At 65.6% G+C, this 15,176-nt stretch carries 14 protein-coding genes and 1 pseudogene; 1 reads left to right on the forward strand and 14 read right to left on the reverse strand.

Translation table 11 applies throughout. The features are described 5' to 3' along the window. Nucleotide 1: 1 nt before the first annotated feature. The 6 genes from KVY23_RS10620 to KVY23_RS10645 form a co-directional block, all read right to left on the reverse strand. Nucleotides 2-1,324 carry a dihydroorotase gene (locus tag KVY23_RS10620; RefSeq protein ID WP_230556366.1) on the reverse strand — a complete coding sequence of 441 codons (1,323 nt, stop codon included), beginning with the start codon at nucleotides 1,322-1,324 and terminating at the stop codon, nucleotides 2-4. After that, nucleotides 1,321-2,301, reverse strand: a complete 981-nt coding sequence (locus KVY23_RS10625; protein ID WP_075838661.1) for an aspartate carbamoyltransferase catalytic subunit — start codon at nucleotides 2,299-2,301, stop codon at nucleotides 1,321-1,323. Before KVY23_RS10625 ends, KVY23_RS10620 begins: the two co-directional genes overlap by 4 nt. Next, on the reverse strand, nucleotides 2,298-2,915 hold the full coding sequence (gene pyrR / locus KVY23_RS10630; RefSeq protein ID WP_075838660.1) for a bifunctional pyr operon transcriptional regulator/uracil phosphoribosyltransferase PyrR: 618 nt from the start codon (nucleotides 2,913-2,915) through the stop codon (nucleotides 2,298-2,300). The genes KVY23_RS10625 and pyrR overlap by 4 nt, the downstream gene beginning before the upstream one ends. A gap of 116 nt (nucleotides 2,916-3,031) precedes the next feature. Continuing rightward, nucleotides 3,032-3,577: a transcription antitermination factor NusB gene (nusB, locus tag KVY23_RS10635; RefSeq protein WP_206510675.1), complete on the reverse strand. Its 546-nt coding sequence runs from the start codon at nucleotides 3,575-3,577 to the stop codon at nucleotides 3,032-3,034. Nucleotides 3,578-3,608: 31 nt separating this feature from the next. Further along, entirely contained in the window at nucleotides 3,609-4,172 is a 564-nt protein-coding gene (gene efp, locus KVY23_RS10640) for an elongation factor P (RefSeq protein ID WP_075838659.1), read from the reverse strand. A 108-nt stretch (nucleotides 4,173-4,280) separates the two neighbouring features. Further along, a complete protein-coding gene (locus KVY23_RS10645; protein ID WP_230556367.1) occupies nucleotides 4,281-5,384 on the reverse strand; it encodes a Xaa-Pro peptidase family protein in 1,104 nt (367 codons plus the stop codon). A gap of 101 nt (nucleotides 5,385-5,485) precedes the next feature. On the opposite strand from KVY23_RS10645, the gene KVY23_RS10650 reads away from it, so the two are divergent. Further along, a complete protein-coding gene (locus tag KVY23_RS10650; RefSeq protein ID WP_206510677.1) occupies nucleotides 5,486-6,079 on the forward strand; it encodes a B-4DMT family transporter in 594 nt (197 codons plus the stop codon). A gap of 87 nt (nucleotides 6,080-6,166) precedes the next feature. Here KVY23_RS10650 and aroB read toward each other — a convergent pair whose 3' ends face one another. From aroB to alaS, 8 genes and pseudogenes are all read right to left on the reverse strand, one after another. Beyond that, on the reverse strand, nucleotides 6,167-7,279 hold the full coding sequence (gene aroB / locus KVY23_RS10655) for a 3-dehydroquinate synthase (RefSeq protein ID WP_230556368.1): 1,113 nt from the start codon (nucleotides 7,277-7,279) through the stop codon (nucleotides 6,167-6,169). A gap of 61 nt (nucleotides 7,280-7,340) precedes the next feature. After that, nucleotides 7,341-7,868: a shikimate kinase gene (locus tag KVY23_RS10660; protein ID WP_230556369.1), complete on the reverse strand. Its 528-nt coding sequence runs from the start codon at nucleotides 7,866-7,868 to the stop codon at nucleotides 7,341-7,343. Further along, nucleotides 7,865-9,052: a chorismate synthase gene (gene aroC / locus KVY23_RS10665; RefSeq protein WP_230556370.1), complete on the reverse strand. Its 1,188-nt coding sequence runs from the start codon at nucleotides 9,050-9,052 to the stop codon at nucleotides 7,865-7,867. The genes KVY23_RS10660 and aroC overlap by 4 nt, the downstream gene beginning before the upstream one ends. A 12-nt stretch (nucleotides 9,053-9,064) precedes the next feature. Continuing rightward, nucleotides 9,065-9,643, reverse strand: a complete 579-nt coding sequence (locus KVY23_RS10670) for an A24 family peptidase (protein WP_230556371.1) — start codon at nucleotides 9,641-9,643, stop codon at nucleotides 9,065-9,067. Between the two features lie 122 nt (nucleotides 9,644-9,765). After that, nucleotides 9,766-10,575 (reverse strand): shikimate dehydrogenase, encoded by an 810-nt coding sequence (locus KVY23_RS10675; protein ID WP_230556372.1) that lies wholly within the window; start codon nucleotides 10,573-10,575, stop codon nucleotides 9,766-9,768. A 1-nt stretch (nucleotide 10,576) separates the two neighbouring features. After that, a pseudogene (mltG, locus tag KVY23_RS10680) lies at nucleotides 10,577-11,800 on the reverse strand (endolytic transglycosylase MltG); the annotation flags it as partial. A 77-nt stretch (nucleotides 11,801-11,877) separates the two neighbouring features. After that, nucleotides 11,878-12,495 carry a Holliday junction resolvase RuvX gene (gene ruvX, locus KVY23_RS10685; RefSeq protein WP_230556373.1) on the reverse strand — a complete coding sequence of 206 codons (618 nt, stop codon included), beginning with the start codon at nucleotides 12,493-12,495 and terminating at the stop codon, nucleotides 11,878-11,880. Beyond that, nucleotides 12,479-15,148 (reverse strand): alanine--tRNA ligase, encoded by a 2,670-nt coding sequence (gene alaS, locus KVY23_RS10690; protein ID WP_230556374.1) that lies wholly within the window; start codon nucleotides 15,146-15,148, stop codon nucleotides 12,479-12,481. The genes ruvX and alaS overlap by 17 nt, the downstream gene beginning before the upstream one ends. Nucleotides 15,149-15,176 lie beyond the last annotated feature (28 nt).

Here is a 15,176-nt window from a genome sequence, read left to right on the forward strand (position 1 = left end):
GTCAGGCCTCCGTCCCGGTGCGAGGGATGCCGTCGCGAGCAGTGACTCGGCCGCGGAGCAGCGTCGTGGTCACCTTGGCCGAGAACGTCATCGACTCGTAGGGAGTGTTGTCCGAGATACTGGCGAGTCCCTTGCCGGTCACCGTCCAGGTCGCCTTCGGATCGACCACGGTGAGGTTCGCGATCTCACCGACCTCGATCGGCCGCCCCTGGTCGGCGAGTCCGACGATCTCCGCGGGACGCTCGCTCATCACGCGCGCAACGCCGCGCCAGTCGAGCAGGCCCGGCTCGACCATGGTCTGCGCGACGATGGCCAAGGCAGTCTCGAGCCCCAACATCCCCGGCCTGGCCTGGGAGAACTCGCAGCACTTTTCCTGCTCGGCATGCGGTGCGTGGTCGGTCGCGACGCAGTCGATGGTGCCGTCGGCGAGACCGCGCCGCAGCGCGTCGAGGTCCGAGGGCTCACGAAGCGGCGGATTGACCTTGTTGACGGCGTCGTAGGTCTCCAACCGGGAATCGTCCAGCAGCAGATGATGCGGCGTCACCTCGGCGGTGATCGAGATGCCCTGTCCACGCGCCCACTTCAGCAGTTCCACCGTCCCCGCGGTCGAGGCGTGGCAGATGTGCACCCTCGCCCCCGCATCGCGGGCCAGCAGCGCATCGCGAGCGACGATCGACTCCTCGGCTGCACGCGGCCATCCCGCCAGACCCAAGCGCGCCGCCGTCGGGCCTTCGTGCGCGATCGAACCGACGGTGAGCCGCGGCTCCTCGGCGTGTTGCGCGATGAGCACGCCGAGCGAGCTCGAGTATTCGAGGGCTCGGCGCATGATCAGCGGATCGGCGACACAATGGCCGTCGTCGGAGAACATCCGGACCTTGCCGACGCCGGCTGCCATGGTTGCCATCTCGGCAAGTTGCTTGCCTTCCAGCCCGACGGTGACAGCACCGACAGGGTGGACGTCGACCAAGCCGACTTCCTGACCGCGACGCCAAACATGGTCGGTGATGACCACGGAGTCGGCGACCGGTGCGGTGTTCGCCATGGCGAACACCGCCGTGAAGCCACCCAAAGCTGCAGCTGCCGAGCCTGTTTCGATCGTCTCGGTGTCTTCTCGGCCCGGCTCGCGAAGATGCGTGTGGAGGTCGACGAAGCCGGGCAGCAGGATGTGACCGACGGCATCGACAATCTCGACATCCGCACCATCGACGCCCGCACCATCGACATCGAGATCTGATCCGATGGCGACGATCTGGCCGTCGTCGATGAGAACATCCGTCTCGGGCGCTTCCCCGTAGATCAACACCCCGCGCAGCAGCACACTCACAGCGAACCTCCGTCCGAGCCGACGAGCAATCGGAACAAGACCGCCATGCGCACGTGCACTCCGTTCGTAACCTGTTGCAGAACAGCAGTTCTGGGGGAATCTGCAACCGAGGCGGCTATTTCCATCCCGCGCAGCATCGGCCCCGGATGCAGTACTACGGCATGCTCGGGCAGCAGGTCCATTCTCTTCTGGGACAGCCCGTAAGTGAGCGAATACTCCTTGGGGGATGGGAAGAATCCACCGTTCATGCGCTCCGCTTGAACTCGAAGCATCAGCACCGCGTCCAGGGCGGGTAGCTCGGCATCGATGTGATGCGAGAGACGAACCGGCCACGTCGATGCGCCGACCGGAAGCAGAGTCGGGGGCGCGATGAGCACGACCTCCGCGCCCAGCGTCGAGAGCAGAATCGCATTGGATCGAGCGACCCGACTGTGCAGGATGTCCCCGACGATTCCGATGCGTTTGCCTGCGATCGAACCCAGACGCTGACGGAGCGTAAGGGCATCGAGCAGCGCCTGCGTGGGATGCTCGTGCGTGCCGTCGCCGGCATTGATCACCGCGGGTCCGCCCGAAGTGGAGCCTGCGGAACTCCCGAGCGCACCGCTCTCACTCTGACCTGCCGTCCAGGCAGCGATCTGATGGGCTGCACCCGAGGATGGGTGCCGCACCACCAGCGCGTCGGCTCCCGCCGCGCGCAAGGTCATGGCGGTATCGCGCAGGGACTCCCCTTTGCTCACCGACGAGCTGCTCGCACTGACGTTGATGACGTCAGCGCTCATCCACTTGCCCGCCACCTCGAAGGACACGCGGGTTCGTGTCGAGTTCTCGAAGAACACCGTCATGATCGTGCGGCCGCGCAGGGTGGGGAGCTTCTTGACTTCACGACCGAGCAGCGCCTGCTCGAACCGGTCGGCCTCGTCGAGTAGTTCTGTGGCGGACTCGGCGGTGAGATCGGCGACGGACAGCAGATGCTTCACCGCGGCGTCCTCCCGTCGAACAGCCTGACTGCGTCGTGGCCGTCGTGTTCGGTCAGCTCGACCGAAACATCCTCGGTGCGCGCCGTCGGCACGTTCTTTCCGACGTAGTCGGCCCGCAGCGGGAGCTCCCGGTGACCGCGGTCGATGAGAACCGCCAGCTGAACCGCGCGGGGACGGCCGAGATCTCGGAGCGCATCGAGAGCCGAGCGGACTGTGCGACCCGAGAAGAGAACGTCGTCCACGAGCACCACCAGAGACCCGTCCACGCCCCCGGGTGGAACAGACGTGCGTTCGAGGGGGCGGTGCGGTTTGCCGCGTAGGTCGTCCCGGTAGAGCGTGATGTCCAGCGAGCCCACCGGAGGCCGCACCCCGGAGAACGCCTCGATCCGGTCGGCCAGGCGTTCGGCGAGTGACGTGCCGCGGGTGGGGATGCCCAGCAGGACGACCCGGGGAGCATCCGTGGAATCCAACGCCGACTTCTCGATTATCTGATGCGCCATCCGAGCGATGGTCCGGCCGACATCTGCAGCGGACAGAAGCTCACGAGAGGCTCGAGGCTGGGACGACTCGAGCGGGGAAGACTCGGATGGGGAGGATGAATCGGGCGCAGGCAAACTACGACCTCCTTCTCCGCCTCTCTGGACGGATCGTTAAAGGATGTCTGACAGTGCATCAGCCTAGCAATGACACGCCGCTCATCACGCACTCGGGACGCCCGACGTGAGCACGATTACGTCGCGGAGCCGCCGTGTGCGTCCTCGGCCCGGTCGGCCGGCTCGATCTCACCATCGGAGGCGTCGAGCGGACGCGAGGACACCGCGGCGGCTGCGGCTCGGACCTGGGGTGCAACCAATACGATCTGACCGAGTACACCGTTGACGAAAGACGGCGAATCATCGGTGGACAACTGCTTGGCCAGCTCGACGGCCTCGTCCACTGCCACCACCGGCGGCACATCGACTGCGTGGAACAACTCCCATACCGCGACGCGCAGGATCGCGCGATCGACGGCGGGCAGACGATTGAGTGTCCAATCGTTGAGGTGATCCGAGATGACGCTGTCGAGCCTGTCGAGGTTCTCCGCAACGCCACCGACGAGCGTCTGGGTGTACTCGCTCACCGGTGCGATGGAGTCGTCGCCGCGTGCGAGCTCGATGCGCTCCCTGGCGAGGTCGACGGGGTCGGCATCTCGCGCCTCGGCCTCGAACAGGAAGTCGACTGCTCGCTTGCGTGCCTTGTGTCGGGCACCGAGCTTCTTCGTCGGTTGAGCTGACACGTTCTTCGGGGACAAGTTTTTCGGGGACACGCTAGGAATTCACGCGTCCCAGGTAGTTTCCGTCGCGCGAGTCGATCTTCAGCTTGTCGCCGGTGTTGATGAACAGCGGGACCGACACCTCGGCACCGGTCTCGAGTGTCGCCGGCTTGGTGCCACCGGTCGAGCGGTCACCCTGCAGGCCGGGGTCGGTGTGCTTGACCTCGAGCTCGACGGTGACCGGCAACTCGACGTAGAGCGGAACATCCTCATGGGTGGCGACCTGGACCTGCATGTTCTCGAGCATGAATCGCGCGCCGTCACCGACGGTCGCTTCGGAGATCGAGATCTGGTCGTAGGTGTCCCCGTCCATGAAGACGTAGTCACTTCCGTCGTGGTACAGGTAGGTCATATCGCGACGATCGACCACCGCGGTGTCCACCTTCACACCGGCGTTGAACGTCTTGTCGACGACCTTGCCCGACAGCACGTTCTTGAGCTTCGTGCGCACGAACGCAGGGCCCTTGCCCGGCTTGACGTGCTGAAACTCGATGATCGACCACAGCTGTCCGTCGATGCTCAGGACAAGGCCGTTCTTGAAATCGCTGGTGGAAGCCACAGGTTCTGACGTCTCCTCGTGTTCTCGTGTGCGCGGTAGGCGCAAGTGGGTCTGGAATCTCGGTCGTGACCAAGGCCGTAGGTTCTTCTACGGACGAACCGCCGTGCGTCAGACGAAAGTAAGTTCCTTGCTGGTCATGGTGAGCAGCTCAGGACCGTTGTCACGAACGATGAGCGTGTCTTCGATCCGGACGCCTCCGCGCCCGGAGAAGTACACACCCGGTTCGACGGTCACGGCTGCACCGCACTGCAGTGTACCGGTGCTCGACTTGGCGATGCCCGGCGCTTCGTGGATTTCGAGTCCGACACCGTGCCCGAGGCCGTGCAGGAAGAACTCTCCGAAGCCGGCTGCGGTGATCACCGACCGCGCCGCCGCATCGACGCTTGCAGTCTCGACCCCTGGGGCGAGGGCCTCGCGTCCGGCGGTTTGCGACCGGAGCACGAGCTCGTACAGGTCCTTCTGCCAGTCCGACGCGGCACCGATGACGACAGTTCGTGTCATGTCCGAGTGGTATCCCCCGACGAGTGCACCGAAATCGAACTTCACGAAATCGCCGTGCGCGAGCACAGCAGCGGTCGGCCGGTGGTGCGGAACCGCGGAGTTCGAGCCGGTCGCAACGATCGTCTCGAAGGAGATGCCGTCCGCGCCGTGTTCGATCATCGCAGCCTCGAGCTCGCGTGCGACGGCGAGTTCGGTGCGGCCGGCTCGAATGCTCCCGCGCTCGATCAGCTGCGCGAACGCCGCGTCGGCGGCCCGGCAAGCCTCGCGGAGCAGTGCGATCTCGTGTTCGTCCTTGACCATTCGAAGCTCCTCGACGAGGCCCGGACTACGAACCAGATTCAAGGAGTCGTCGATCCGCGTCCAGGAGAGGTGCTGATCCACCGTCACCACGTGCGACTCGAAACCGACCCGCTCTGCGCGAGGTGCTGCGTCGCTGCGCAGGAGGTACGCAGCCGAGCCACGATCTATGACTGCACGTAGATCCGGCACCTGCTCGGCCACCTGAGTCACATAGCGGCCGTCGGTGCAGACGACGGTGTGGTCCTCGTTGACCGGCGAATCCTGCGCCGAGACGAGCAACGCAGCGTTGGACCCGGTGAATCCCGTCAGGTACCGAATGTTGAGCAGGTCGGTGACGAGCAGGGACGCGAGACCGTTGGTTTCCATGATGCGTCGGAGCGCGGCGCGTCTGCCGCGAAAATCTACAGCCATCGCTACAAGGTACCGCCGCAGCGAGGCCTCGCTGCGGCGCGTAGGGACGTGTTTTGTGGGGTGGGACACAGCTACGGCGAGCTACGGATAGGCTGTCCCCCATGACAGGGTGGGTGGTACGCGGAATCGGAATGTGTCTGGTCAACGTAGGGGTGCGAATTCTGCTCGGGGCCGCTGTGACGCAGTGGCCGCTGCACGGATCGCAGATGCGTTGGCTGGGGTTGGCAACTGTGCTGCTGGTCGTGATCGTGTGGGCGGGGCTCGACGGCATCAGAGATCGGCGCGCCAATCCGGATCCCGACGACAGTGCGGATCTGGCAATGGTGTGGTTGAAGGCAGCTGTCTTCGCTGGACTGACAGCCGGCGCGATCACCTGGTTCCTCCAGCTGATCGTCGACTTCAGCCTCGGCCAGAACACGTTGGTGTTCGAGCTGACCTCGGGTGCGGCGTTCACCATTCTGCTTGTCTTCATTCCCGCAACGGCAGCGGTGTTCTTCGGACGCATGCTCGCCAACCGCGAAGCGAAGAAGAAGCTCGAAGAACGCGACAAGGTGCGCGCAGAACACCACCACCACGTCGGTGCCGCGTCGGCTCCGCAGCAGAGGTCGCAGTGGTCCGATGGCGATGCCAATGCCGACACCGAGGTCTTCCAAGCCGTCGACCCAGATGCAGGCGATCCGCGCAAGACTCGATAGGCAACTCTCATCTCCGACACAAAGCGAGACCCCGCGCAGCGCGTGCGCGGGGTCTCGCTTTGTGTCGGCGCGAAAAGGTGATCGGCGCTAGAGCATGATCCCCGTCGGCGATGGATCGGTCTCGCTCTTGGCGATGGCCGAGTACGCGGCGACGAGCAGGGACGGATCGGGGCCTTCTAGTCGTCCAGGCTTGGCGAGGCCATCGAGCACGACGAACCGAAGGACACCGGCGCGGTTCTTCTTGTCCGACTGCATGCCCTTGAGCAGGTCCCCGAAAGCGTCCGCGTCATAGCTCGTGGGCAGACCCACTGCCTCGAGCACGGTGCGATGACGGTCCGCCGTGGCGTCGTCCAGGCGCCCCGCCAATCGGCCCAGTTCCGCAGCGAAGACCAGTCCGACGGCGACCGCTGCGCCGTGACGCCACCGGTACCGCTCGCGACGCTCGATCGCATGACCGAGGGTGTGTCCGTAATTGAGGATTTCACGCAAGCTGGCCTCGCGGAGGTCGGCGGCGACCACGCGGGCCTTCACCTCGACAGAGCGTCGAATCAGCTCGGGAAGCACTGCCCCGGACGGATCGAGTGCCGCCTCGGGATCGGCTTCGATCAAGTCGAGTATCACCGGGTCGGCAATGAACCCGGTCTTGATGACCTCCGCGAGTCCGGCGACGATTTCGTTTCGCGGCACGGTTTCCAGTGTCGCGAGGTCGATCAACACTGCGGCCGGCTCGTGGAACGATCCGACCAGGTTCTTCCCTGCCTCGGTGTTGATCCCTGTCTTTCCGCCGACCGCGGCGTCGACCATCGCCAGCAGCGTCGTCGGGACGTGCACGATCTTGACCCCGCGCATCCAGGTCGCCGCGACGAACCCGGCCAGATCGGTCGCAGCTCCCCCGCCGAGGCTGACGACGGCATCACTTCGTGTCATCCCGATTCGGCCCAGCACCTCCCAGCAAAATCCCGCGACGGCGAGTTCCTTACCGTCCTCGGCGTCGGGAATTTCGATCCGGTGCGCGTCGATCCCCTTTTCGGCGAGCGCTGCCCGCACAGCCTCGGCGGTCTCGGCGAGCGGAGGTTGATGGAAGATGGCGACCGTTGCCACCCCGACGAGTTCGTCGACAAGATCCGTCAGCAGTCCCCTGCCGATGATCACCGGATACGGGGCAGCTGTCTCCACCATGACGCGTACTGGTTCGGTCATCGATTCACCTCATCCACTCGTGAAATCCTTGTTCGTGCTTGTAGGGCATTGCCCGCTGGCGTCATGTGCCGGAGCCGGCATGGTGCTGCTCGAGCTTGGTCACCACCTGACCGACCACCCGAGCCGGACTGCGACCGTCCGTGCGCACTCTGATCGTCGCCACCGACCGGTACAACGGACGGCGTATTCGCATCAGGTTCTGATACTTGGCCCGGGGGTCCGGGCCCGCGAGGAGGGGACGGGAAGTGTTGGCTCCGGTCCGCCGAAGCCCTTCGGCAACGCTGATCTCGAGGTAGACAACGGGCAGAGGCTTCAGCAGCGCTCGAGTTCGCTCGGAAAGAACCGATCCCCCGCCGAGTGACACGATGCCCGTGTGCGATTCCAGAGCATCCGCAACGACCTGCTCCTCGATTCGCCGGAACGCCTGCACGCCATCCTCGGCGAAAATATCGGCGATGGTCCGTCCCGTCGTGCGTTCGATGGCCACATCGGTATCGAGCAGCTCTTTCCCGAGCGCCGCTGCCACCCTGCGGCCGATCGTGGACTTACCGGCACCTGGTGGTCCCACCAGCACCGCGTACGGCGTCATCGCGGTGGCCGGGCGGCGGTGCCCTTCACATAGCGATCGACGTTGCTCGTGGTTTCCGCGATGGAGTCACCGCCGAACTTCTCCAGCGCAGCCTGCGCGAGTACGAGGGCCACCATGGTCTCGGCGACCACACCTGCCGCCGGGACCGCACACACATCGGAGCGTTGGTGAATTGCGACGGCTTCCTCTCCGGTGGACATGTCCACTGTCGCGAGGGCACGTGGCACCGTCGAGATCGGCTTCATCGCTGCTCGCACTCGAAGGGGTTCGCCGTTGGTCATGCCCCCTTCGACGCCACCGGCGCGGTTGGTGGAGCGATGGATACCGTCGGGCCCCGGAGTGATCTCGTCATGAGCCGCGCTGCCTCGGCGTCGGGCCGTTTCGAAGCCGTCACCGACTTCGACGCCCTTGATCGCCTGGATACCCATCAGAGCGGCGGCAAGCCGAGCGTCGAGCTTTCGTTCGCCGCTGACGAAGGACCCGAGACCGACGGGGAGCCCGTGGACCACCACCTCGACGATTCCGCCGAGCGTGTCGCCGTCGCGCTTGGCCGATTCGATTTCGGCGATCATCGACGCCTCGGCCGCCTGATCGAACGCACGTACCGGGCTCGCGTCGATAGCGTCGAGGTCATCGCCCGTGGGCGCGGGCCCGACGTATGGATCCGATGCACCGATCGAGATCACGTGCGAGACAACGTCGACACCCAACGCCTGCTTCAGGAACGAGCGCGCCACGGTGCCGATGGCCACGCGGGCCGCGGTTTCGCGGGCACTGGCGCGTTCGAGCACCGGCCGCGCGTCCTCGAAGCCGTACTTGAGCATTCCGGAATAGTCCGCATGACCGGGCCGAGGACGCGTCAGCGGAGAATTGCGAGCGAGATCGGCGAGCACGCTCTCATCGACGGGATCGGCCGACATGACCTGCTCCCACTTGGGCCATTCGGTGTTGCCCACTTCGATGGCGACGGGACCACCGATCGTCCGACCGTGCCTGATGCCACCGGTGATGGTGACCTTGTCGGCCTCGAACTTCATCCGCGCGCCTCGCCCGTATCCGAGTCGTCGCCGGGCGAGTTGAGTGGCAATGTCCTCGGAGGTCACTTCGACGCCCGCGATCATGCCTTCGAGGATGGACACGAGAGCGGGGCCGTGAGATTCTCCGGCAGTTATCCAGCGCAGCACGCCGCTATCTTTTCACGTCCCGGCAGCCGTCAGTGCCAGCAGGGTGGCCAGGCACATCGACGGCCCGTGCGGCACCGAGCTCTCGGCACGGCGAAGCGCTCGATAGGCAAGACCGACCACACCGGTGAACAGCGGCGCCAGCAGTGCAGCGCACACCCATGCATGGGTTCCGAACAGGCCGGCGAGTCCGCCGAGCGCGAAAGCGAGCTTCACATCGCCGGCACCGAAGGCGCGCGGCATGAGGAGGTGGACGGCGAGATAGCAGCCGAACAACACACCGCCGCCGACCAGTACTGCCTCGAAATCCCCTACCGCGATCGCGTACGCGGACACGCCGACGGCGCCCGCGGCGGTGAGTTGATTCGGCAACCGCCGCGACGCGATGTCCGTACACATCAGACATGCACACCACCACGTGAGCAGGAGCGCGGGCGCGCCGCCGCCGAACCCCGCCGCGGCTGCCCAAAGCCCGGCCGATACCAGCGGCAGACCCACCGGTCGCCACGATGTGATCCGATGGACCGTCCACGCGGTCAGCTGGCCGACCAGTAGGCCTGCCCCACCCCAGATCACGATGCAATTCCATGTCACAGGATGCATCGTCGGATACGACCGAGCGCGAGCGCGGGTAAAACCGCAGGCCAGGAATCGACCTGTGGACAAGCGTGATGCCTGTGGAGGAACAGCCGCTGTGGCAGCGGCTCCGGCTCCGATCAGGCCGCGTCGATCGCGGCCCGCATAGCAGCCTTCGGCGCCGGTTGCCCGGTGAACTGCTCGACCTGTCCGTAGGCCTGGTTGAGCAGCATCGCCAAGCCGGACACGATGGTTCCGCCGGCAGCTGCGACAGCGTCCGCGAGCGGGGTCGGCCATGGATCGTAGATCGCGTCGAGAACCACCGGCGCGTGCGCCAGTGCCGTCGAGATCGGTGCTGCGCCGGGGGCAGGCACGGTGCTGACCACGACGGCCGACGCCGCTGCGACATCGGCGAGCACGGGATCGTCGACGGAGACGAACCTCGTGTCCAGTCCGGCGGCACGGCCGCACGCGAGGGTGTCGGCTGCGCGGTCGGCCGAACGCGCGACGATCGTGACGGACTTCGCGCCGAGTCCGGCCAAGGCGACCACAGCAGGACGCGATGTTCCCCCGGCACCGACCACGGTCACTGCCTGCCCGGACAGATCGGTGAGACCGACCTCGTCGAGTGCACCGCGGACGCCGTCGACGTCGGTGCAGTCTGCTCGCCATCCGGTCGGTGTACGTAGCAATGTGTTTGCCGAACCTGCCAGGATCGCTCTCTCGGTCCGCTCGTCGGCGAACCCGAGCGCCGCAACCTTGCCCGGCATGGTGACCGACAACCCGACCCAGTCCGGCCCCAAACCTTCGACAAGACCGGGAAGCTGCTCGGCCGAACATTCGATGCGTTCGTAGCTCCAGTCTCGCAAACCCAACGCCCGGTAGGCAGCGAGATGCAACTGGGGCGATTTCGAGTGCTGTATGGGACTGCCCAGGACGGCCGCGCGCACGTCAGCGACCGCTCGCGAGGAATCCGTCCTCGACCAAACCGATGTTGGCCAGGTGCTCGGAATACTCGCGGGTGAACAGAGTCTCGCCGGCGTTGTTGATCGTCACGAAGTAGAGCCAGTCACCGTCGGCTGGTGCCTCGACGGCCTCGACAGCAGCCACACTGGGAGAGGCGATCGGTGTCGCGGGCAGACCCTCCATGGCGTAGGTGTTCCACGGTGTCACGGTGGCGCGGTCCAGATCCGTGGTGGCAACCTCAGTGGTGTCGAGGGCGTAGTTGACCGTCGAGTCGAACTCGAGTTGCTGCGGCTCGGCCAATCGGTTGAGGATCACGCGCGCCACCTTGCTGAAATCGGCCGGTAGTGCCTCTCGTTCCACCAGGGACGCCGCGATCAACGTGTCGTATGGATCGAGCCCCGAATTGGCGCCGGCGGTCAGAATGCCGGTGTTCTCGTAGGTCTGCGCGCTCTCCGAAACCAACTGGGCGAGTATCTCCCCCGCTGTAGCCGTCGGATCGATGTTCCAGCTGCCTGCCGCGATGAGCCCCTCGAGCTGCCGGTCGCGATCGGGAACGCCCTGAACCCTGGCTATGGCCCATTCCGGTACACCGAGAGCGGCGGGGTCGTCGTTCGCGCCGGCGGCATTGAAGTCCTCGTATGAGATGCAGGTCGGGGTGCCACCGCCGGTTCGGTCGATGCAGCTCGCTTCGGACAGCAAGGTGTAGATGCCCCTCTTCACGGCATCGGTGTTGACATCCCGGGAATCGTGCAGCTGACGCCCCTCCGCGATGATGACGCTGCCGACCCGAGCGGACGGATCGACCAATGCGCTCACCGCCTCGGACGCCGGAATGTTGGTGGGCACGAGGTAGTAGCCGGGCTGCACGGAAGACATCGCTGGATTCTGCACGGCGGCACCCATGAACGCGTCGGCGCTAGCCACGACACCCTTCGCCACGGCGTCGACTCCGATTTCCTGCGCGGTATCACCCGGGTCGACCCGGACGACCGCAGACTCACCGGCATTTCCGGCCGCGAAGTCCTCGGCCGGCGCAGGTCCGCCACTGAGGCGGTCGAACACGAAATAGCCGCCGCTTGCGACAGCCACGAGCAGGACCAGCCCCAGCACCGCACCGATGAGTTGTCCACGCCTCTTGCGGCTTCGTGCCGCACGCCGTCGGATGTTCTGTGCACGCCGTGTGGGACGCGGCTCCCCCGCAACGACCGCACGATCGAACTCACTCCCCTGACCGACCGAATATCCGATCGGATCGGTGTGCGCGTCGTTCTCGTACCGTCTGTAGTTCACTCGCCGACCTCCGGGATGCGACCCTGTTGTTCCGTCTGGATGGGCTGTTCCGACGGGCTCGAACTCATCTCTGGTTGCGATACCATCTCTGGTTGCGATACACGGTGGGAGGCTCGCTCGTCCAACCATCCCTGGAGGATGGCCACTGCTGCAGCTTGGTCGATGACCCCCCGTTGCGACTTCGCCCGGACACCGCTTTCGCGCAGCGCCCGCGTTGCGCTCACCGTAGTCAATCGCTCGTCGGCCATCCGAATCGGCACGCCGGGCACCTGCCTGGCCATGGCGCGAGCCAAGCGCTCTGCCGCGTGTACCGCCGAACCGCTCTCACCGCGCAGGGTGCGCGGTAGGCCGATCACCACTTCGACGGCCTCGTACTCAGCAATGATGGCGGCGAGGCGCGCAACGTCGGGGGCATTCGGCCCCTTCACCTTCGAGCGTGCGACCGTTTCGACGGGCGTGGCGAGAATGCCGTTCGGATCGGACGATGCCACGCCGATCCGAACGCTCCCGACGTCGATGCCGATCCGCCTGCCGACACCGGGATCGTCGGCACCGGGCCGATCGGGTTCGCGGCGCTCGGGTGCACGCCGCCCGGGTTCAGGACGCTGCGGCATCGGCGATACGCGCGCGAACAGCGTCCACGGCAGCGTCGATGCCCTGCGGGTTGGTTCCGGAACCCTGCGCCGAGTCGCCCTTGCCACCACCCCGTCCGCCGATGGCAGGCCCGAAACTCGACACCAGTTCGCCCGCGCGTACACCGGCGTCCTGTGCACCCCTGTTCGCGGACACCACGAACGGAACCTTCCCGTCGACCGATCCGAACAGCACGACGACTGCCGGATCGTTGCCCAAACGGCCACGGACATCGGCAGCGAGCCCCCGCAGGTCATTTCCGCCGACCCCTTCCGGTGCCCGAGCGACGACCGCCTGGACCACGCCCATCCGCTCGGCCTGCGACGCCAGGCCACCGGCAGAGGCCAGCACCGACGCAGCCTTGACGGCTTCGAGTTCCTTCTCCGCGACCCGCAACTTTTCCACGAGGTTTTCGATTCGCGCGGGCACCTCATCGGTGGGGACCTTCAGCGACGAGGCGACGCCGGCGAGCAAGGCACGTTCCTTGGCCAGGTAGCGGTACGAGTCGAGTCCGACGAATGCCTCGACGCGTCGGACACCGGACCCGACGGACGACTCCCCGAGCAGCGTGACCGGACCGATTTGTGAAGAGTGCTCGACGTGCGTGCCGCCGCAAAGTTCCATCGAGAACGGCCCGCCGATCTCGACCACCCGCACCTCGTCCCCGTAGTTCTCACCGAAAAGCGCCATCGCGCCCATCGCCTTCGCGCTGTCGAGGTCCGTGATCGAGGTGTTGACGGCATAGTCGGCCCCGATCGCGTCGTTCGTGACCGCTTCGATGTCCGCGCGCTGAGATTCGGTCAGGCCACCCTGCCACGAGAAATCGAAGCGCAGGTAACCCGGCTTGTTCAGTGAACCGGCCTGCGTGGCATTCGGTCCGAGCACCTCGCGGAGCGCGGCATGGACCATGTGAGTGCCGGAGTGCCCCTGCGTCGCTCCCTTGCGCCACGCCGGATCGACATCGACGCGAACCACGTCACCCTCGGTGATCTGGCCGGCCTCGACGGTGACCTTGTGCGTCCAGACCTTCTTGGCGATCTTCTGCACGTCTTCGACCTTGACCTTCAGCCCCGGGGCGCTGATCGTACCGATGTCGGCGATCTGCCCACCGGACTCCGCGTAGAGGGGAGAGCGATCCAGGATCACCTCGATGGAATCGCCGGCGACGGCCGTCGGGACGCGCACGCCACCGGAGATCAGCGCGAGAACGGTGGCCTCCGAGGACAATTCGTCGAACCCGGTGAACTCCGTCGCACCGCGATCGACGAAATCGCGGTACACGGACAGATCGGTGTGCGCATGCTTGCGGGCACGCGCATCGTCCTTGGCGCGCTGACGCTGTTCGGCCATCAGCGCGCGGAACCCGTCCTCATCCACCTTCAGCCCGGCTTCGGATGCCATCTCGAGCGTGAGATCGATCGGGAAGCCGTAGGTATCGTGCAGCGCGAATGCCTCGGCGCCGCCGATCGTCGACTTCCCCGAGGACTTCACCGTCTCCGCCGCTGTGTCGAACAGCTTCGATCCGGAAGTGAGCGTCTTCAGGAACGCGGTTTCCTCACCGACCGAGACCGAAAGGATGCGGTCGAATCCGGTGACGAGTTCGGGGTAGGACTCGGCCATCGTGTCGCGAACGACGGTGATCAGCTCCGCCATGGTCTGATCCGGTGCACCGAGCAGGCGCGCGGAGCGGACGATTCGACGCAGCAATCGTCGCAGCACATAGCCGCGGCCGTCGTTGCCGGGGTTCACGCCGTCCGAGATCAGCAGCGCCGCTGTGCGTGCGTGATCTGCGATGACACGGAACCGGATATCGTCCGCATGATCGACGCCGTACGGCCGACCGCTGAGCTCCTCCGCCTTGGCGATGACCGGGCGCACCAGATCGGTTTCGTAGACGTTGTCGACGCCCTGCAGCAGGAAGGCGACACGCTCGACGCCCATGCCGGTGTCGATGTTCTGCTTGGGCAACGGTCCGAGGATTTCGAAATCGTCCTTGCCGAACCCCTGGCCGCGCTCGTTCTGCATGAACACGAGATTCCAGATCTCGATGTACCGGTCCTCGTCGGCCACCGGGCCACCGTCGCGCCCGTACTCGGGCCCGCGGTCGTAGTAGATCTCCGAGCATGGACCACACGGACCGGGAATGCCCATGGACCAGTAGTTGTCGGCCATTCCGCGACGTTGAATGCGCTCGTCGGGTATTTCCGCGATCTCTTTCCACAATGCGATGGCGTCGTCGTCGTCGAGATACACCGTGACCCAGATGCGCTCCGGATCGAATCCGTAGCCGCCGTCGGCGACACTTCCGGTCAGCAGCGACCAGGCATACGCGATCGCCTCGCGCTTGAAGTAGTCGCCGAAGGAGAAGTTTCCTGCCATCTGAAAGAAGGTGTTGTGTCGTGTGGTAATTCCCACATTCTCGATGTCGAGCGTGCGGACACATTTCTGAACGCTCGTCGCGGTGGCGTACGGCGGCGTCTGCTGACCCAGGAAGTACGGCACGAACTGCACCATGCCTGCGTTGACGAACAGCAGGTTGGGGTCGTCGAGCACCAACGAGGCACTGGGCACTTCGGTGTGACCGGCCTTGACGAAGTGGTCGAGGAAACGCCTGCGGATGTCATGGGTTTGCACCCCTACAGGTTAACGTCCCGCACGAGCG

Source organism: Rhodococcus sp. I2R (assembly GCF_020889545.1).
Classification (GTDB): Bacteria; Actinomycetota; Actinomycetes; order Mycobacteriales; family Mycobacteriaceae; genus Rhodococcoides.

Excerpts from the sequence above, each read along its gene's own strand:
- KVY23_RS10645 (WP_230556367.1), bottom strand. The coding sequence starts at position 5,384 with ATGGCTGTAGATTTTCGCGGCAGACGCGCCGCGCTCCGACGCATCATG.
- KVY23_RS10650 (WP_206510677.1), top strand. The coding sequence starts at position 5,486 with ATGACAGGGTGGGTGGTACGCGGAATCGGAATGTGTCTGGTCAACGTA.
- ruvX (WP_230556373.1), bottom strand. The coding sequence starts at position 12,495 with ATGCCGCAGCGTCCTGAACCCGGGCGGCGTGCACCCGAGCGCCGCGAA.
- aroB (WP_230556368.1), bottom strand. The coding sequence starts at position 7,279 with ATGACCGAACCAGTACGCGTCATGGTGGAGACAGCTGCCCCGTATCCG.
- KVY23_RS10660 (WP_230556369.1), bottom strand. The coding sequence starts at position 7,868 with ATGACGCCGTACGCGGTGCTGGTGGGACCACCAGGTGCCGGTAAGTCC.